Raw genomic sequence first — 20,160 nt, 5'->3', positions numbered from 1 at the left:
TGCTACGGTAATAACAGCAAGCATCACCAGCATGGATGCTGGTGTTGAGCTTCCATGGAAGGACTCGCAGCGTCTTGCTTATTTGCCTAGCAACAGCTATCAAAAGCATCACTTTCTATTTCACCCAATTACTGGCCACGTTATCCATCGATCTCAAATGAGATCTTATTCTGGACACCGGCAACCTCCGTCGCGTTACCGTCAACCACCCGTGGTTTATATTTAAATTTCAACGCCGCATCGATTGCAGCTCGATCGAATAACCCTTCCGGTTTTGCCTCAATCACTATCGGATCGCGCACTGAGCCATTTTTTGTCACAATAAACTCAACGATGACATATCCTTCGATACCACGAGACTGCGCACGACGCGGATAAATCGGCGCCACTTTAACAATCGGCAAATAATCACCGTCAGCACTGTCTAAACTTAAACCGCCAGCAAGACCGGTATCTGCCTGAACATCGGCAGTAAAACTGGTGCTGATCGCATTAGTATTAGGGTTCGATTGCTGCATCTGCGGTGTTTGCATCTGCGGCGGCGGCTCTTTTGGCTTCGGCGGCTTTTGTGGCTTACGCTCTTTCTTAACTATGTTTTCTTCTTGCTTTAAGCGAATAAAATCTAAAACATTGCCCCGCGGTGGTTCACTCATGACATCATTACCGCCAGCAATTAATCGCTGCATACTCCACAATAATGCCAAGGTCACTAATGCCGCTAACGCAAATGCAATGGAGTAACGTCCAACATTATTCATCACTATCAGGCCTCTTGTGCCGCAATTGAAACATCAAACACACCGGCAGCACGTGCTGAGTCCATCACTTTGATTAGTACATCCGTCGTCGCTTTTTTATCTGCCTGGATCACTACCGTGCCTTGCGGGTTTTCTGCTTTTAGTCGTTCAATATTGGCCTGCACTGCACGAACATCAACGCGGCGCTTGTTGATCCAGATCTCACCACGGTCGCTGATGGCAACCAGAATATTTGCCCGTTCTTTTTTCACCGCTGTTGCCGCTTCCGGACGATTCACTTCAATACCCGCTTCTTTAACGAATGAAGCGGTCACGATAAAAAAGATCAGCAAAATAAAGACGACATCCAACATAGGAGTCATATTAATTTCTTCCGCTTCTTCCTGCTCTTGTAATACTTTTGCTAATTGAGAACGCATGTTCTTATCCTTTACTTATAACCGTTAATGAGCCATCGGAAGGCTGTCTTCCATTTGCTCCGTTCTGCGCTTGGTTTTACGTTGTAACCAAGTGACAATAAATACCCCGGATAATGACCCAACCATGCCTGCCATGGTCGGGATAGTCGCACGCGACACACCCGATGCCATCGAGCGGGCATTACCACTCCCCGATACCGCCATAACATCAAAGACTTCGATCATGCCGGTTACTGTGCCCAGTAAGCCTAATAATGGACATAACACTACCAGGCTCTGAATAAGGGCAACGTTATGGTTTAGCATTTCTGTGATACGAGAAACATTCGCTAATCGAATTTGCTCGGCGTACCAGGAATGCCTTTCCTCGCGCCCATACCACTTATTAATCATTTGCTTTTTGACTTGCTGATAACCTCGAAGAAAGAAGTACAAACGCTCAAAAATCAATAACCACATCAAGCAGATCACCCCGGCGATAACGGTTAATACCTGACCGCCGGTATCGAGGAACTCGCGAATGCTATTCATTAATTCGAAAAGCACAACCATGAGCTAAGCTCCTTTTTCTGTCGCTGGAGTATGTTCTTGCTCAGCACGTTCAGCGACAATGCCGGCACTTTGCTGTTGCAAGATATTGATAATGCCGCGGCTGCGAGAGTTTAATAAGGTCGAGATAAATACCATCGGAATTGCAACAACTAGACCTAATACCGTAGTAACTAAGGCTTGTGAAATACCGCCCGCCATTAATTTAGGGTCACCGGTACCGAATAAGGTAATCGCCTGGAAGGTATTAATCATCCCGGTTACCGTTCCTAATAGACCGATTAATGGTGCAACCACTGAGATGATCTTGATCATGGTTAAACGGCTGGTCAGCGTTGGCACTTCTTTTAAAATGCGCTCTGATAATTTAAGTTCCAGTGTTTCAATATCCGCATCTGCATGCTTATCTTTGATTAATAGCACGCGACCAAGCGGGTTATCTTGAGAAGCAACTTCAGATTTAAGCTGACGATTCACTTTATTGCCAATAATGAACAAGGTAATGAAACGTTCGATAGCAATTAATAAACCGATTAAGCCAATAGCTAAAATCACATAACCAACAGCACCACCTTGGTCAACACGCTCTTGGGTGTCGGGCGCCTGGATCAAGAGTCCTAAAATAGAACCTCCAGTTGGGTCTAAAGCAAATGGCACCACCTGGTTACTCACGCTATTGGTTAATTCCTGCGCACTTGAAAGATAACGACCTGAAGGCTGACGCACTAGTTCGGCAACCGAACCGGTTTCATCTATATATTCCAAGTACTTACCTTGTGAAATTAAGTTAAAACCCCCGACGCGTAACACTTGCTGCTGGCTCTTGGCACCATCGGCCGCAACCACTTCACGGCTAAACTGATGTACCTTGCCAGATTCAGTCATTTCACGTTGTAGTTCAAACCACAATTGTTCGATTTCTTCAATTGACGCTAACTTTGACGTTGAACCCATACCTTGCGCGAATTGCTCTAAAAATTTACCTCTGCCAACAATTTGCGCTGAAATCACGGAGGTTTGAAACTTACTGCGGGTATCACCTGCCACTTGCTGCAAGACACCAAATAACTCTTTTAATTCCCCCATACGCTGATTTAACGCTTCGGTTTGAAGCGCTATATCCTGCTCGTTGTTTTGAAAGTTTGCTTCAAGCTCTGTACTTAACTGTACGGCCTGATCACGCTGGGATTTTGCCTGATTCAGCATTTGTTGTTGCTGATCTTTACGCAGAGAAAACTCCGTTTCACGTTGTTTATTTTGCTCACTTTGAGCTATTTGACCTTGCTTTAACTGAGATAACAACTCATCAAGATCTGCCGCTTGCTGCGCGTTAGCAACTAAGGTCGCAGAGCTAAATAAAGCAGTACCTAAGGTAAGTACTGAGAATAATTGATTAAAAACTTTCATTGAATTTGTCCTTATTACTCTGCTGAACTATTCTGCTGAATTCTGCGCAACAGGTACGACGATAAGATCTGGGGCTAATTGTTTACGTGCAATACGTAATGCTTTATTGATGTCAGTGCGGTATTCGCTATCAAGTGGCTGCCAGGATTTAGATGTTTGATCCCACATCCCCATCGCTTTACCATCACGGGAACGGTAAACCAGGCTGACACGGCCAATACGAAGAAAATCTACATCAAGCTCTTTGCTTTCTACTTGCTGTAAACCGGTGTAAGCTTCAATAGTACGGCCATAATCTACTTCGACCTGATAGGCTTCCAACACCCGACGAAATTTTTCAGCGACTGAAACATCTGCCCTGTCTAACATGGCTTTTAAATTTTCAATACGATCGTTACGTTCTTCCGGCAGGAAAGGCACATCTAAAGCAACAAATGCAGCTAAGGTATCTATCATACGCGCCATTAATGGCGAAACCTGACGCTCAATAATGCTCACTTGCTCCATTGACTCAGCCAATTGTTGCAACTCAATTAGCTGGTTATCAATTTGTGCTTTCATTTGCTTGTTATAAACCGTTAAACCATCAATTTCTTTGTTAACTGTTTTAAACTGCTGTAATTTACTTTGGATTTGTTCATTAAGCTTATCAACACGTTGTTGTGAGTTATTTGCCATTTGGTTGATTTTTTTACCCGCATCAACCACCTGAGTTAATTCTGAATTATCAGCATTAACCCCCTGTGAAAAACCTGAAAAAGACATGGCTGCACTGCTTACAATCAAGCTTGCTTTTGCCAGTAAGGACAATTTCATAATTAAAACCTTAACGTTAATAATTGCTGCATAACAGCAGTTCATGAATCAGTAAAACGGACTCATTAATGAATTTATTTAAGAGGAATTTTAATCAGCGAATGTGACAGTTAGGTTTCACTAATATTGCATCTTTATTAAATGACGAAATAGTGACATTTTTCTTACAAATAGCAGGGGTAAAATGCCAAAAATATATGAGAGAGATATTTAATTTTGTACAGCATTTATCTATGAGCTGAGCATAGCTAGCTAATGTGACATTTTGATTTCCAATAAATGAAAATTTAACTCCTGTTAATTCGTATTCATAACTCAGGCGAAGCACAATAAATTACGGCTAAAACCTTAGTACATTGATTTATTAAGGGTTCAGCATCATAGTTAAGCAAGATGTGAGACACTTTAACAATGATCGTAATAAAGTTAACAAAAGTATTTACTGTCTGGCTGTTTATTATAAGTTTGCATATTTTTAATCACAGCTATGCACAACAACTAAATTTCGCTTCCATCAAGCTACTTAGTGAGCAACAGGTCGCGAAAATTGTGCTGCCACAAATTTATCAAAAACTTGGCAAAACGATCACTGTGACTCCATTACCGGCGAACCGAGCGCAGCAAGAAGCCAATAGTGGCGTGAAAGATGGGGAAATCTTACGAATTTTTAACTATGGCATAGAAACCCCTCATGTAATTCGCGTACCTACCCCTTATTATTATTTAACGACCGCAGCATTTACTCAGGAAAAAAACGAGATTACCGTTAAACAATTAGCAGATTTATCGCCATATCGAGTTGGTATTGTCAGGGGGGTAAAACATACCAATTATGCCACTAAAGGTTTTCCTCGGGTTTATCTAAGCAACAATAGCGAACAGTTATTTCGTCAACTGGCACAAGGTAATATCGATATCGCCTTAACTAACTACCGCAATGGCATTTACACCATTAATAAGCTTAACCTTCAGGCTATTAAAGTGTTGGATAAAGAATTAACATATGAACCTTTATACCATTACATTAATAAAAAGCATGCTGATATGGTCGAGCCAGTTAATCAAATGATCAGACAATTAACCACCAGTGGTGAACTCGAACAAATGATCAAACATGCTGAAAATCAAATTTATTAACTTAACCTGAGTTAGCCAAATCCCGTGAACAACGAAAAAGTATTTATTATTGGTTTGCCAAGAACTGGCACCACCAGTGTTTGTAGCAAACTTTTAACTCTAGGTTATCGCGTAGCCCACACAGCCTATACGCAAAACGCCTTTGATCAAGCACAGGTAATTGCTGATACGCCGATATTCTGTGACTATCCGTTATTAGATAAGTATTACCCAAACAGCAAGTTCATTTATCTAACGCGAGCAATGGAAAGCTGGCTACCATCGATAAAACAGCTGCTACAACGCATGTATATCAATATTGTCAGAAGTGATGGTGGTTTTAACCCAATCATTAAGCGCAGTTACCAGCAAGTATTCACCCCTTTTAATCAGCAAAACATCAATAGTGATGAATTTTTAGCTGCTTGCTATCAGCGCCACATTGCTGAAGTCTCTGATTATTTTTCAGTAACACCAAAGAAACTCTTTACCCTGGATGTCAGCCAGCCGGAAACTTTCGAGCAACTACACCAGTTTTTGCAACTGCCACAACCGATAACCAAGTTTGACAGGCTCAATGTCGGCGGCAAGATCACCGCCTGGAAAGATCTCACTCACCCAAATAAAATAGCATCAACCCGAAACGGGAAAAGCAGCGCGTTAAACTACTTCAATAATGTTTAGTAGTTTATTTCTACTCTGTCAGTTTTGATGCATGAGTTGATGAATCATCTGACAGCCAGCAATGAATAATGGATATTTAATCACATAATCTTTTCGTCATATTCTCTGCGAGAGCGTTTGATTTCCTCATGATTCTCGCTCGCCCAGGTGACTAGTTGATACAAAGGTTTAACTATACCGAGCCCCATAGTTGTGAGCTCGTATTCAACCCTTGCCGGCACTTCAGGGAAGACAGTTCTTTTAACATAGCCTTCTCTTTCTAAGTCTCGCAAAGTTTGGGTTAACATTCGTTGAGAAATACCGACGATTCTTGATTTAAGTGAGTTGAACCTGTCGGCGCCGTCGACCAAGGCAAATAAAATGAGCATTGACCATTTATCGCCTATTTGAGTGATAACATTGCGAATTGGACACTCTTCATTGTTATGAAACATTCTTCTTTCTGTTTTAACTTTAGCTACCACGATTCACCTCTTCCTTACCATTCGCCCATACATAGGTTACCAATTTGTGCCTTAGGCAGGTTTACGTGCCTAATTGTAACCTTGGTTACTTTTAATTACCATAGTGTATATTAATAACCTACTTTATCTTTTCAGGAGTTATCCATGCGGAAATCCATCACACTTTTATTACTTGTTCTAACTAGTCTTACCTCATTCGCGCAGAATGCTAATACGGCAACGATTAATTTTAAATCACTGCAAAAATCAAGCTGGACACAGCAAGAAATAAACAATGCAGAGCTGATCACCGGCTTTGTGCAAAAGCTGATGAACGATCATGATTTCGATTATGTATTAAAGCACTATAACGATAGTTCATATACTCAACACAACCGTAACCTTCCTGACAAAATAGTAGGCCTGGTTGGTTTCTTACGGGAGTTTGTTGAAGATTATCCAGAGTACTCTTATGAAGTGAAGCACATCTACGTAGATGGTGATTTTGTTATCTTCCATTCGCACGCAACCTTAGAAAAAGGAGATCGTGGAAATGATCAAAAAGGTATGAATATTATAGATACTTGGCGTATTGAAAATGGCAGAATTGTCGAGCATTGGGATTCAATTCAAGCACTTGATGGTTTTATGCGGTTTTATTCACTAGTAAGCGGTGGCAACATCCGCAACACAAATGGCGTATTTTAGCATTAAGCAAAACTGTATGTGAGTAGTCAGTATTATTCTTACTCGATTACTCATTACAGTTCGTCACTGTTAAGGCATTGCCGATGTCCGCTATGATAAAAATGTCAATGTCAGAGTTGATAATAACCTAATAATTGCGTTTAACAATTCAAGTTAACATGTATACAAATTACGAATGGAGACCCGTAAATAAAAGTTTTTCTGAAAAATTACTTAACAGCTTTCAAAATTGGTGTAGATTAATAAGTAAGCACTTTTTCTGGGGGGAATTAAGTGAAGCCAACCGATACCAGTAATTATCAACATTTTTTAAAAGTAGTTGATTGCCAATACGCCTGCCCTGCACATACGCCGGTTCCTGAATACATTCGTTTAATTGCTGAAAAACGTTATACCGAAGCCTATATGATCAACTGGCATTCCAATGTATTTCCCGGCATTTTAGGTCGAGTGTGTGATCGTCCGTGTGAACCTGCGTGCAGGCGCGGCAGAGTAGAAGAAAAACCTGTGGCAATATGTCGATTAAAACGTGTCACCGCCGACTATAAAGATGATATCCATCAGTATATTCCGGCGGTTCCGAGACAAAAAAATGGTAAAAGAATTGCTTTAATTGGTGCTGGTCCCGCTTCTCTGACAGTAGCCCGCGATTTATTGCCACTCGGTTATGATGTAGTGATGTACGAGCGAGATGCTAAAGCTGGCGGTATGATGCGGAGCCAAATTCCGGCGTTTCGTTTGCCGGAAACCGTACTAGATGAAGAGTTAGCATATATCCTCAACATGGGCATTGAAGCGCACTTTGGTGAAGAGATCTCAAGCTTAAATAATTTATTGAAAGCAAATTTTGACGCGATATTTGTTGGCACAGGCGCACCTCAAGGGCGCTGGCTCTCGATAGACGGCCACGAAAAAACCTCAGAGCAGGTAGACACAGGTATCAACTGGCTCTCCAATGTCAGCTTTGGCCATGTTACCAGTGCAGAAAAACGCGTCGTCGTCTTAGGTGGTGGCAATACCGCGATGGATTGCTGCCGCACCGCAAAAAGACTGGGAGCGAAAGAAGTCACAGTGTTAGTTCGTTCAAGTTTTGACGATATGAAAGCCTCCCCTTGGGAAAAAGAAGATGCCATGGCAGAAGGCATTGAAATAAAACCTAATTACACGCCATTAGCATACGTCTTTGAACAAGATGAATTCAAAGGCGTACGTTTTAGCAAAGTTGAGTCAGTCTACGATAAATTTGGCAAACGAACGTTAAAAGATACTGGCGAAGTTTTATTTGTCCCTTGCGAGCAAGTATTAGTTGCCGTTGGTCAGGACACGGCATTTCCGTGGATTGAACGTGATATCGGACTGCGCTTTAACAAATGGGGCCAACCGGCACTTAACCGTGCCACCTTACAATCCACACTAGACAAGGTATTTTTTGGTGGTGATGCCGCCTTTGGTCCGGAGAATATTATTTCTGCGGTCGCTAATGGCCATCAAGCGGCAATTTCCATCGATTTATTTTGTCAGGGCAAAAATCCGGAAAACGAGCGACCGGAAAGTGGCTTTAATCTGATCAGCCAAAAAATGGGCATTCACGAGTGGAGTTACCAAAGCCAGATCGATCACGGACAGCGCAAAAATGTCCCACATGTTGAATGGCAACAAGCGGTCAAAGAAATTAATACCGAAGTAGAATTAGGTTTTGATGAAAAACTGGCGCTTGAAGAAGCACATCGTTGTTTAAATTGTGATGTGCAAACCATTTTTAACGAAACTACCTGTATCGAATGCTCAGCTTGTGAAGATGTTTGCCCGACGGATTGTATTAACTTTGTCGAAATTGACAGCAATAGCAAACAAGGTGCTGAGCAACAAGCCCATGCTCAACTCAGAGTACAGGAGATTAATCCCGAACAAGAAATGATGATTTCGGCACCATTAAAAACAGGGCATTTTATGATCAAAGATGAAGATGTCTGTCTCCATTGTGGGCTATGTGCAGAGCGTTGCCCAACTGGTGCCTGGGACATGAGAAAACTAATCTTAGATAATATTGGAGCAACCATTAAATGAGCCAAGCTAGCAGTGCTTCACCTTGCCAAGGTACTAACGACTTTGTAATTCGCTTTGCTAACACCAATGGTACAGGTTCCGCCAGTGCCAATAATATGTTTGCCAAAGCCATAATTCGTATGGGTATACCGGTGAGTGCAAAAAATATTTTTCCTTCCAATATTCAGGGCATGCCGACTTGGTATGAAGTAAGGATCAATGAAAATAACTATTTAGCGCGCCGTGGCGGTAAGGCAGAACTCGTGGTGGCAATGAACGCACAAAGTATGGCACAAGACATAGACAGCGTAAAAACGGGCGGCTACTTATTATATGACTCCAGTAAACAGCTGGCAGACGAGCAATTTCGGCAAGACATTACCTATCTCGGCATGCCTATTTCCGCCATTTGCCAAAAAGAATATCAGGACCCAAGGCAGCGACAATTATTTAAAAATGTTATCTACGTTGGCGCCCTGGCTGCGCTACTTAATATTGAATTTGAGGTGCTAAAAGCACTGGTTGGCGATCAGTTTAAAGGCAAAGAAAAACTGATCACCCCCAATATTTACGCTTTAGAGCTTGGTTATCAGTTTGCTAATCACCATTTTGACTGCCCGTTAGCTATTAGAGTAGAACGTCGTGATTTGTTGCAAGACAGGATCATGGTCGACGGCAATACGGCAACCGCGTTAGGTGCAGTTTATGGTGGTGCAATAGTTGCGGGCTGGTACCCGATCACGCCTTCGACTTCAGTAGTTGAAAAATTTGGCAACTATTGCCAGCGCCTACGGATAGACCCTGCTTCGGGTAAAAAGAACTTTGCTTTAATTCAGGCAGAAGATGAACTAGCAGCAATTGGCATCGCCATAGGTGCTGGTTGGAATGGCGCCCGAGCGTTTACCGCCACCAGCGGCCCGGGAATTTCCTTGATGAGTGAATTTTTAGGGCTCGCCTATTTTGCCGAAATTCCTATGGTATTAATTGATGTTCAGCGCGCCGGCCCTTCCACCGGCATGCCGACTCGTACTCAACAGTCAGATATTTTATCCTGCGCTTACGCCTCACACGGTGATACCAAGCAGGTATTACTGTTTCCTGACTCACCAAAAGAATGCTTCGATTTAACCGCTGAAGCCTTTGAACTGGCAGATCAATTACAAACCCCAGTGATAGTTATGAGTGATTTAGACTTAGGGATGAATGATCACCTTAGTGAACCCTTTAGCTGGGACGATAATAAGCAATACAACCTAGGCAAGGTACTCAGCGCCGAACAACTGGATAGTATCGAACGTTATGGACGTTACTTAGATAGCGATGGTGACGGCATCTGTTATCGCACCTTACCCGGTACCCATGAAACCAAAGGCGCATTTTTTACCCGAGGCACCTCACGCAATGAATATGCGGCATATACCGAAAAGTCCGATGATTATGTCGCTAATATGGAGCGGCTGATTAAAAAATTTGATACCGCCGCTAAACTAGTACCAAAACCTCTCATTACTCAAGGGCAAAAACTCGCTAAACTCGGATTAATTTATTATGGCACGAGCAGTCATGCCATTAATGAAGTATTAGCGGAGCTAAAAGAGCATGGTTTATCTGCTGACACCTTACGTATTAAAGCATTCCCTTTTCAGCCAGAAATCAGCAAATTTATCGAACAGCATCAAGAAGTATTTATCATCGAACAAAATCGAGACGGCCAAATGCGCACCTTATTAATCAACGAATTAGCGATAGCGCCAGAAAAGCTGATCAGCATTGCCAATTGTGATGGTTTGCCATTAACCAGCGAGTATGTCGTCAATGGCATACTAAGCAGTTTATCCAACGAATTATCTAACCAACAAGTAGGTTAAGAGGTTATTATGAGTTTTGAAAAATCCAAATTTCATCACCCCAGACTTGCGATAAATGAGCTTGGACTTAATTACCGTGATTACGAAGGCAGTTTATCGACCTTATGCGCTGGTTGTGGTCATGACGCAATTTCCTCAGCCGTTATTCAGGCCTGCTATGAGTTATCCTTACCGCCTCATAAAATAGCCAAAATGTCCGGTATCGGTTGTTCTTCAAAGTCACCAACCTATTTTCTGAATAAAGCGCATGGCTTTAATTCCGTTCATGGCCGGATGCCGTCTGTAGCCACCGGCGCTAACCTTGCAAATCGAGACTTAATTTATATTGGCATGTCAGGTGATGGCGACAGTGCCTCTATTGGTATGGGACAATTTGCTCATGTGGTTCGGCGCCAGCTCAATATGCTTTATATGGTGGCGAATAACGGTGTTTACGGTTTAACTAAAGGGCAGCTTGCTGCGACCGCAGATAAAGGTATGACCAATAAGGCCGGCGAGTCCAGTTTATTCGCCGACATTGACTTATGTGTAATGGCATTGCAACTCGGGGCAAGCTTTGTTGCCCGCAGTTTCTCTGGTGATAAAAAACAATTAGTACCATTAATTAAGGCAGCGATAAGCCATCAAGGGTTTGCTTTTATTGATATCATCTCTCCCTGTGTCACCTTTAACAATCATGCCAATTCAACTCGTTCGTACGATTATGTTCACGAGCATGTCACCACCGCCGCCATCGCTGATTTTGTTCCGGTGAAAAAAGAAATTACCTGCGGTGTTGGCGATGGTGAAAATGAAGATATTTGCCTGCACGACGGCTCTATTATGCGTATTCATAAGCTCGACAAAAACTATCAAACCACTAATGCGATGCAAGCAATTATCGATATCGAACAGCATAAAGAAAAAGGGGAAATATTAACCGGTTTGTTTTACCTCGACCCAACCTGTAGTAATTTTCACGAGATTAATAACACTAACGATACACCGTTAAACCAGTTAAGTCAGGATGCTTTATGCCCAGGTTCGCGAGTATTATCTGGCATTAACGATAGTTTTAGATAGCTCTCGTTATAGGTCACCACGAGCACAGCGGGGTGAGAAAAAAGAGAGTTAGACTATGAATTTTGTCGAAGTAAACTTCGACCTACAGCAATAGAAGTTCGTCACTCATGCATCCTTGCCGCCCTGAACATCGTCGCTCCTATGCGTCCATGCATCCGCGACATACCTTTCGTCCTGAACATCGTCGCTCCTATGCGTCCATGCATCCGCGACATACCCTTCGTCCTGAACATATACGAAATTATGCTCCTGCAATTTCGTTATTGCTTACATGGATGTAAGTACTTAGTTTTTGTCTGGAACAAAAAAAACTGACCATACGTCCATGTATATATACGAAATTATGCTCCTGCAATTTCGTTATACCATACGTCCATGTATATAAAAGCCATTCGTTTTAGCGAATGGCTTTTGAGTTAATCAATGTTATTGGGTAAATAATAAAATTAATTATCGCTTAATATGGGCTAAACGACGAGTACCAACAGCAAGAATGCCTATCAGTAATATCCATAGCATACTACCTCCTCCTTTTCGGTGTGAGGGTTTATCTATCACGACCGGTGTACTGGCTTTAACCGTAACAGATACAACAGCCTGACTTTCTCCTTCATCACCATCACTAATGGTATAACTCAACGTATCAGTACCCTCAAACCCTGAAGCTGGAGTATAGTGCAAACTGCCATCAGCATTGATAGTAACACTACCATGTTCAGCACTTGCTTGTGTCACCGTTAAAGAATCTCCATCAGCATCACTGTCATTACTTAATACATTGATATCGATACTGGTTTCATTATCGGTTTCAGCACTATCATCAACCGCTACTGGCGCATTATTTAAGACAACGTTAATAACAACCCGCCCAGTTGCAGAGCCGCCCTGACTATCACTGATACCGTAAGTGATATTGGCGATACCATAATGATCAAGCTCCGTAGTGAATAGCAATTGGTTATCTTCAATACTAACCGACCCAATATCTACATTTGCGCTGGTGATAGTTAAAGTATCACCATCAACATCTATATCATTTGCCAATACATCAATGTAAACATTATGGTTGCGTTTAACATCGATAGCATCATCAACCGCCTCAGGGCGTGTATTTCCCGTTACGGCAACCGCAATACCACCTGGGTCATCAATCGACTGATTCACTTCACCATCAGCATCGTTAGCACCACCATCTTCAATGGTTAGTTGCACACACCAGTGACCTTCTGTTAAACCGTTAATATAAGCAACATCCCCCGGTGGCGGGCAAAACCCCTCACTGCCAAATGCTGATGCAACACTATTGTTATCATCAATGACAAAGTCCTGCCAGCCAGATGGCATCAATTTACGATAAATCGCATCAGCAGGGATTGGTGCAAACTGAGCAACCACAATGCTAACTGATTGTCCTGCTATCGGAAGTTCCTCAACATTAAAGTCAAATAAGCCATTACTATATTCATAGCTTTCATCTTTATTGGCTCCTTGCCCTTCGTTGCCGTGATTAACAATATCATCTTCACTCACTTGTGTTTTCGCACTTTTAGCACGGAAAGCCACTTCACCAAGGGTTAAAGCTAATCCCGGCTCGGTCTCCATCAAGAAGCTTGTATCATCAGCCTGACGTTCCTGAACAACATTTCGAGCTAAATTCGCTGAATCAAGAAAATCTGGAATGCCATCATCATCGTTATCACCAGTACCTTCATCCTTGTCGCTAATACCATCGTTATCTGAATCATCTTGATCATTTAACTCAGGTAATACTTCATCAATGCGCAGTTTTAAGCGATCCTGACCAACTTTATCGCCATCACTTACGGCGATACGTAATTTGTAAAAACCCGGAGATAATGCAGATGGATCAAGAGTGAAAGTCGTCTCATCATCATCTGTATCAACTAAAGCACTGTCTGAATTTGACCAATCATAACTATGGTTGTCATTCTGGTTTGGATCTTTTACTGTCGTTGATACCGTCACCAGCCCACCATCTTGGCTAACAATACGAGTTGCTCCATCACCTTGCGTGGCAGTAAGTGACACATCCGGTGCAACATTACCCTCAAAAATGGCTATCTGGCTCGAAGCTTTAGTACCAATTATCGCATTTGTTGGCTCTTCCAAGGTAATTACGATAGTTTCTTGCCCTTCACCTGCACCATCATCAACGATATTAACAGTAACATTTGCTGTTAATTGGCCAGACTCCAAGGTGACGCTACCATCGACCAAGTCATGATCAGAACCATCAATATCTGCCGTGCCACTAATGGTATAAGGTACAATAACGGGGTATTCGACTGCTGGACCATTCAGAATAATATTAAAATTAACGGTAGATCCTTCTGCGGTATTTTGGTTGTTACTTAAACCAACTAAAGGGATCACATTAATGACTTGAGTATCAGTAGCTTCATTGCCATCACTGTCTACCGCTGACCAAGTTACAATATGTGAACCAGGACTGAAAAAACTATTTGAATCTACCGCCACAGCAAGATCGCCATCTTCAACGTCTGTTGCTATTGCTGTTTTCATGTCAACCTCGGTAAACAGACCTGTTGCATTCACCGTGACATCAGCAGAAGCGGTAATTTCAGGTTTGCTACCAACGATCGGTGTACCCGAAATAGGAATGATGGCATTTGAAAGAATCGATTCACTTGTCCCCTGGCCATCAGTATAGCTAGCTACAACAGTAACTGACTGTTCAACATCATCTTCAGTAAGCGTATAACTATCAACGTTCGCACCAGAAATAGCTTCACCATTTCGTTGCCACTGATAATTGATGTCACCTAAACCATCTTCATCGCTAAGCGTATGCGATGCCGTTACGATTTCACCAGAAGTAGCAACACCACTAATAACCACTTCACCAGTAGGTAAATCATTGACGTTTGCAACAACCTCTGTAGCAGCTGACGTTACAGATTCTAACTGACCATATCCGTCGGTATAGTTTGCTTGAACAGATAATGTTGCACCAACATCTACTTGAGTCAGGGTGTAGCTAGCACTTGTCATTCCTTCAACAAGTTCAGCGTTTCGAAGCCATTGATAACTGATCTCACCTAAACCATCAAGATCTGCCAATGTATCGCTAACGGTTAATGTTTGATCTTCTTCGGCGCTACCTGAAATGATCACATTGCCAGTTGGTACATCATTAATATTAGCGACAGCAACTGTTTCCGCTGAAACTAAACTTTCTGAGGTACCCAAACCATCTATATAACTCACAATAGCGCTTATCACACTACCAACATCAGCATCACCAAGTAAATAACTTGTAGTTGTTGCTCCTTCAATTGCAACACCATTACGCAGCCATTGGAAACTAAACTCACCTAATCCATCTGCATCACCAATAGTACTGGTATCGGCCATTAAGGTTTGATCTTCTTCTACCACACCAGTAATTAATACCGCACCTGTCGGTGAATCATTAGTGTTGACGACAACAGAGGTCGGTTCGGAAGTGACACTTTCATCAAAACCATCACCATCGGTATAATTCACAGTAACGGTAATAGTATTGCCAATATCAAAAGTTACAACCTGATAGCTTGAGCTATTACTACCAACATTAGCGCCACCACTTTGCCACTGATAACTAAACGTACCAAGCCCGTTGCCATCACCTAATGATGAAGTATCAGCAGTTAAAGTACCTCCTTCTATCGCGCTTCCACTGATGACTACCGCACCTGTAGGATCACTATTGACTATTGGCGGTGAATTTCTGGTTATTGTTGATACATCTACTGCACCAGAAGCATTTCCCGCAGCATCGAGTGCCATAACCACAAAGTTATTAGTGCCAAGGGTCAGCGGTGCATTCAGACTCCAACTACCCGCAGCAACGGTTCCACTTGCCAGAGGTGCATTGCTATCATCCGCTGTGCCATTATTATCAGCATCTTTAAAGATTTTAACATTAACGCCATCTTCACCATGGGTACCACTAACTGATGTCGTTGTAGCAGTCACAGTTAAGGGAGCCGCAGGAGTTGTCACCACTGCAGATACAGGTGCCGTTGTATCTATAACTATCGCTTTGCCATCACTTAAGCTCCCCGCGGCGGCAGGCACAGCCAATGTTAAACTTGCGTTATTGCCATTACTGTCTTTAATTGTACCGCTATTTAAGGATAGCGACCCTGTTGCAACATAATCTAAATCAGCGCTGGTATCTCCGGCCTGTACCGTATAATCAAAAACCAAGGTATTACTGGCAGAGCCTGAAACATAAGTAGCTGCTCTGTCAGTTGCACCAGTTTCTAATAGAAGACTCGGCGTACCGCCAGTTGTATTTACCGTAACAGTATCATCAAAAGTCACCGTTACATTAATAACATCTCCCGCTTTATAGCTGCCATCAGCAGTACTAGCAGAAACTCCTGTCACAACAGGAGAAACAGATTCAACCAACACACCGCCAAGAGCACCGATGCTATTTAAAGTGGTATTGATATTATTCGCAGCACCGTCTTGAATAGTGCCGCCATTGGTTTCTAACGCCGATAAGCCAACCCCATCAGCATCATTTAACCCAGCTTCAACGACATAACGAAACACTAACGCCTGAGAGCCTGTACCAGATAAGTAACTGGCATATTTAGTCACGCCACCAATATTCAATACTAAACGCGGCGTACCTCCGCCGGTATTAACGGTAACAATTTCATCAGTATTGACAATAAAATTAAGGTTTTGTCCAGTCGCATAAGTACCGTTAGCTGGTACCGAGACACTGCTAATAGTTGGTGCAGTAGTATCGTCATCATCCAAAATAGTCACAGTTTGTTGCTGAGTACCACTTTCAGTAGCGCCACCACCAGAAACCGATGAAATATCTATAATGATAGTTTCACCACCTTCTTCTGTAACATCATCTACCCCTGTAATACCTGTAGCAGCATTCGCTGATGTACTACCACCAGAAATTGTAACGCTGGCACTTACGGTATTATTATAGTCACTACCTGATGTGGCCGTACCACTATAGATTAAATTAACCGTTACATCTTCATAGGTTGCATGCTCCAAAGACGCAGTTATCGTCGATGTGCCACCATTTTCAGCAATAGCATTGCTGCCTACGGATAAAGAAACCGTTGGTGCAGCCTCAGCATCAGTAATATTGATGGTTTGTTGGTTAGTCGCGCCTTCATTGCCTACCGATAAACTATTAATATCAACAATAACGGTTTCAGCTGACGCGGCATCATAAAGGGTATCGCCAACGCCTGTAACATTTGCCGTTCCCGTACTGCTACCACTGGCGATTGTGATGGTATTCGACTTAGTATAATCGGTGGTTACTGTAGCTGTGCCAGAATATGCTAAGCCAACACTGACATCAACTGGCCATAAACTATTCAAACTTCCAGATAAAGTAGCAGTTAACACACTCACACCACCATCTTCTGCAATGGTGTTGCTATCAGCAGTTAAATTTACCGTTGGAATATTAGCATAAATCGCATCACTGGCCTGACTGATTGCCGTGGTAAAGGCGCCAGAGGCGTTGCCTGTACTATCTGCCAGGGTAAAGTTTACTGGCACATTGCTACCAGCGGCAACATCGGTACCACCGTCGGTAATGGTAAAGCTTGCAGTATAAGTAGTATCATTGGTTTTACTTAAACTGCCCAGGGTATAGCCATCGATAGTACCGCTAATGCCACCGCTGCCGGTAGTATAATCATCGCTATCTGAACTCACGGTGATAGTGGCCGTTACAACATCGCCCACTTTATGGGCACTATTAGCGATACTCACCGCAGAAATAGTAGGAGCAACATCATCAGCCACGCTAATAGTAAACGCTTCTTGGTAACTGGCACTGCCATCACTAGTTTGCAAACAGATCTTATAACTGCTGGCATTGGTAGCCCCAACGGTTTCTAATATATTGGTATTAATCTGGAAGCTGGCATTATCGACGTCATTACCAACACCACAGGAGCCGCTGCCCGATGCGCCATCAGCAACCAAACTATAAGTGAATGCACCACTATCAACATCAGTCGACGTTAACGTACCTATATCTGCCCCCACGCCCGTAGCACTTTGATTAATACTACTAGCTGAAAGCGTCATATCTGTCGGAGCATCATTCACGGCTGTGATATCAAGGTTTACCGTTCCCAGTAATGGGTTGACCGTTCCATCATTTGCGTTAATGGTCATAGTGGCAGCATCATTACCATTGACGTTGCTGGCACCGGTGTATTGAATATTACTGGCAGTATCAAGATAAGTGTTGATGTCCGCAGGTGAACCCGCAAGCGTGATAGTGGTGGCATTGACTAAAGTTTCAGTGACACCTGCCCCCACGCCAGCACCATCTGCTGGCGTTGAAAATGTTCCTGCACTTGCAGCGAGCGTTACCGTTAAGCTAGCATTGTCTACATCTGCAAACGTCACCGCTGATAAATCAACATTACTGGCGGTATCTTCCGTCACCGTAACATCGGTAGGAATCCCCGTTGCTGTAGGTGCATCATTCACCGCTGAAACAGTGATAGTTATATCACTGTTAGCAGAAGTTCCGCCATCACCATCATTTACCGTCAGGCGAACATTACGCGCCCCTGTGGTAGGGTTATCGGTATCGGTGTCTTGAAAAGTAACAGCCTGCACCAGCGTTTGTGTATTTGTTGGTGTTGCGTTGACATTAAAATTCACCACCAAGTCGTTACCAGCAGCAATGTTATTACCAAGGGTACCTATTACCGTGCCACCAACCGAGACATTTGAACTGGCAGTAGTACCGGCCAATGCGACAGTACCCGATGTATCCAGACTTAACACATCTTCTGCGGCATCTTCACCTGAGGTGATGGTTACCGTCATATTGCCGGCATTAAAATCACCACCATCGGCATCAGTAACCGTGGCAGCAGTGCCCTGATCGATTAAGGTGGCAGCATCCCCTTCCGTAAAAGTAAAACTATCACCATTTAAATTGGCAATTGTTGGAGCTGAATTGGCAGGGGCAACGTTAGCCACCGCGAAATTATCTACGGAAAAGTACCCACTGCTATCTTGAACACTTATATACAGCTTAGTTACACCTGCACCGAAGCTACTAAGATCAATTGTTGTACCTGCTGAATCATTAAGCGCTCCTGAATTAACACTACCAGCTACGTCGGCAGTAACAACAAATGTGTCTGTTAAGCCACTAATGTTATACACATAAATTGACGATGGCTGAAAACTTTCATTTCCAGAAAAAGATAAAGTTAATTGAGACTCCCCACTTGAGCTATACCCCCGACCAAAGCCTCCATAGGTACTAGCTGCCGCACCGTCTAAAACAAGAGTATAACCACCGGCCCCCCCAAATTCTGCATTTGTACCACTACCACCACCTAAAGCGCCGGCGGTAGTCACAGTTGAAAAATTTATCGTACCTGTAAATGCCAAGACATGAGCAAAGTTATTAAGTGCTATTTCTGAGAATGGCTGTTTAGCGTTAATATTTCCACGAACGACTTCTAATTCCCAATCACCGTTCTGTTGCTTTGCCCCGGTATAATCATTTGATGCAGCCACATCTACCTTAGCGTTATTATTGATCAATTCAAGCAATGCTTTACCTTTAGCTGACTTGGCCAAATTACAGCCATAAAGCAGCACATCGGCATCATCAGCCATTACCTGCTCAAGGATAGATAATGATTGCCCCAATTTAAGGTCTTGCTCCTGTACGTTATCCGTACCAAGTTGCAGCACACCATCAGCGCCATGTGACACCAAATGCAGCGCCGTTAAGCCATGATAATCAGCCAGAATATTATTGAGTTGCTCAAGCCCTGGCTTGGTTTTATCAATAAAACGGACTTCTACATTAGGATTGATATCGCGTATTAAAGTTGCGTAATCATCAACAGCAGTATCGACAATTACCAGCTCTTTAACAGCGGTTGAGCGAGTCAGCTGCACCTTATCAATCACTGGCACATCAATCACTGTAGCTGCTTTAAGTTGTTTAATTGCTAACGACTGTTCAGCAGGCACTTTAGTATAAAGATCAGCAGCGCTTAACGGTGATGAAGCGCCTTGTTTTAACGCCAGTTGTGATGTTGTACTTGCCAAAGGCACGCCATTATCAATCGTCGTGAACTGCTCTTTACTGGTTTGTCGATAATAAGCGCCCACCGAAGGAGCAAAAGCAGATACTCCTAAAGGCATCATGACGGCCATTACTTGATTGAGTTTCGATTGTTTCACAACGAGTCCTCTTTAACTAGCGTTAACTATT

13 protein-coding genes are annotated in these 20,160 nt (G+C 42.9%); 6 read left to right on the top strand and 7 right to left on the bottom strand.

Annotated features, from left to right (window positions below):
* Nucleotides 1–140: 140 nt before the first annotated feature.
* From QQK06_RS15350 to QQK06_RS15330, 5 genes are read right to left on the bottom strand one after another with little or no spacing between them, the layout of a single operon-like run.
* Complete coding sequence (locus tag QQK06_RS15350) at nt 141–758, bottom strand: energy transducer TonB (RefSeq protein ID WP_284246634.1); 618 nt, start codon at nt 756–758, stop codon at nt 141–143.
* A 5-nt stretch (nt 759–763) separates the two neighbouring features.
* Entirely contained in the window at nt 764–1,177 is a 414-nt protein-coding gene (locus QQK06_RS15345) for an ExbD/TolR family protein (protein WP_284245643.1), read from the bottom strand.
* A 24-nt stretch (nt 1,178–1,201) separates the two neighbouring features.
* Entirely contained in the window at nt 1,202–1,729 is a 528-nt protein-coding gene (locus tag QQK06_RS15340; RefSeq protein WP_284245642.1) for a MotA/TolQ/ExbB proton channel family protein, read from the bottom strand.
* 3 nt (nt 1,730–1,732) lie between these two features.
* The gene (locus tag QQK06_RS15335) at nt 1,733–3,133 is read right to left on the bottom strand and encodes a MotA/TolQ/ExbB proton channel family protein (RefSeq protein ID WP_284245641.1); all 1,401 of its coding nucleotides are present in this window, start codon (nt 3,131–3,133) and stop codon (nt 1,733–1,735) included.
* Between the two features lie 27 nt (nt 3,134–3,160).
* Complete coding sequence (locus QQK06_RS15330; RefSeq protein ID WP_284245640.1) at nt 3,161–3,949, bottom strand: DUF3450 domain-containing protein; 789 nt, start codon at nt 3,947–3,949, stop codon at nt 3,161–3,163.
* A gap of 411 nt (nt 3,950–4,360) precedes the next feature.
* On the opposite strand from QQK06_RS15330, the gene QQK06_RS15325 reads away from it, so the two are divergent.
* Together QQK06_RS15325 and QQK06_RS15320 are read left to right on the top strand one after the other, a co-directional pair.
* Nucleotides 4,361–5,086 (top strand): substrate-binding periplasmic protein, encoded by a 726-nt coding sequence (locus tag QQK06_RS15325; RefSeq protein ID WP_284245639.1) that lies wholly within the window; start codon nt 4,361–4,363, stop codon nt 5,084–5,086.
* A gap of 24 nt (nt 5,087–5,110) precedes the next feature.
* Nucleotides 5,111–5,749 (top strand): sulfotransferase family protein, encoded by a 639-nt coding sequence (locus QQK06_RS15320; RefSeq protein ID WP_284245638.1) that lies wholly within the window; start codon nt 5,111–5,113, stop codon nt 5,747–5,749.
* An 80-nt stretch (nt 5,750–5,829) separates the two neighbouring features.
* Here QQK06_RS15320 and QQK06_RS15315 read toward each other — a convergent pair whose 3' ends face one another.
* On the bottom strand, nt 5,830–6,213 hold the full coding sequence (locus tag QQK06_RS15315; RefSeq protein WP_284245637.1) for a winged helix-turn-helix transcriptional regulator: 384 nt from the start codon (nt 6,211–6,213) through the stop codon (nt 5,830–5,832).
* Nucleotides 6,214–6,357: 144 nt separating this feature from the next.
* Here QQK06_RS15315 and QQK06_RS15310 point away from each other — a divergent pair, with 144 nt between their 5' ends.
* From QQK06_RS15310 to QQK06_RS15295, 4 genes are all read left to right on the top strand, one after another.
* Nucleotides 6,358–6,900, top strand: coding sequence for a nuclear transport factor 2 family protein (locus QQK06_RS15310; RefSeq protein WP_284245636.1), 543 nt, complete (start codon nt 6,358–6,360; stop codon nt 6,898–6,900).
* Nucleotides 6,901–7,173: 273 nt separating this feature from the next.
* Complete coding sequence (locus tag QQK06_RS15305) at nt 7,174–8,967, top strand: FAD-dependent oxidoreductase (protein WP_284245635.1); 1,794 nt, start codon at nt 7,174–7,176, stop codon at nt 8,965–8,967.
* Entirely contained in the window at nt 8,964–10,814 is a 1,851-nt protein-coding gene (locus QQK06_RS15300; RefSeq protein ID WP_284245634.1) for a 2-oxoacid:acceptor oxidoreductase subunit alpha, read from the top strand. The genes QQK06_RS15305 and QQK06_RS15300 overlap by 4 nt, the downstream gene beginning before the upstream one ends.
* A gap of 9 nt (nt 10,815–10,823) precedes the next feature.
* The gene (locus QQK06_RS15295) at nt 10,824–11,876 is read left to right on the top strand and encodes a 2-oxoacid:ferredoxin oxidoreductase subunit beta (RefSeq protein ID WP_284245633.1); all 1,053 of its coding nucleotides are present in this window, start codon (nt 10,824–10,826) and stop codon (nt 11,874–11,876) included.
* A gap of 450 nt (nt 11,877–12,326) precedes the next feature.
* On the opposite strand, the gene QQK06_RS15290 is transcribed toward QQK06_RS15295, so the two are convergent.
* Entirely contained in the window at nt 12,327–20,129 is a 7,803-nt protein-coding gene (locus tag QQK06_RS15290) for a DUF4347 domain-containing protein (protein ID WP_284245631.1), read from the bottom strand.
* Between the last annotated feature and the right edge of the window lie 31 nt (nt 20,130–20,160).

Source organism: Thalassotalea insulae (assembly GCF_030161395.1).
Lineage (GTDB): Bacteria > Pseudomonadota > Gammaproteobacteria > Enterobacterales > Alteromonadaceae > Thalassotalea_E > Thalassotalea_E insulae.
The sequence above is the reverse complement of the archived record's forward strand: the minus strand, read 5'-3'. Positions and strand labels throughout refer to the sequence as shown.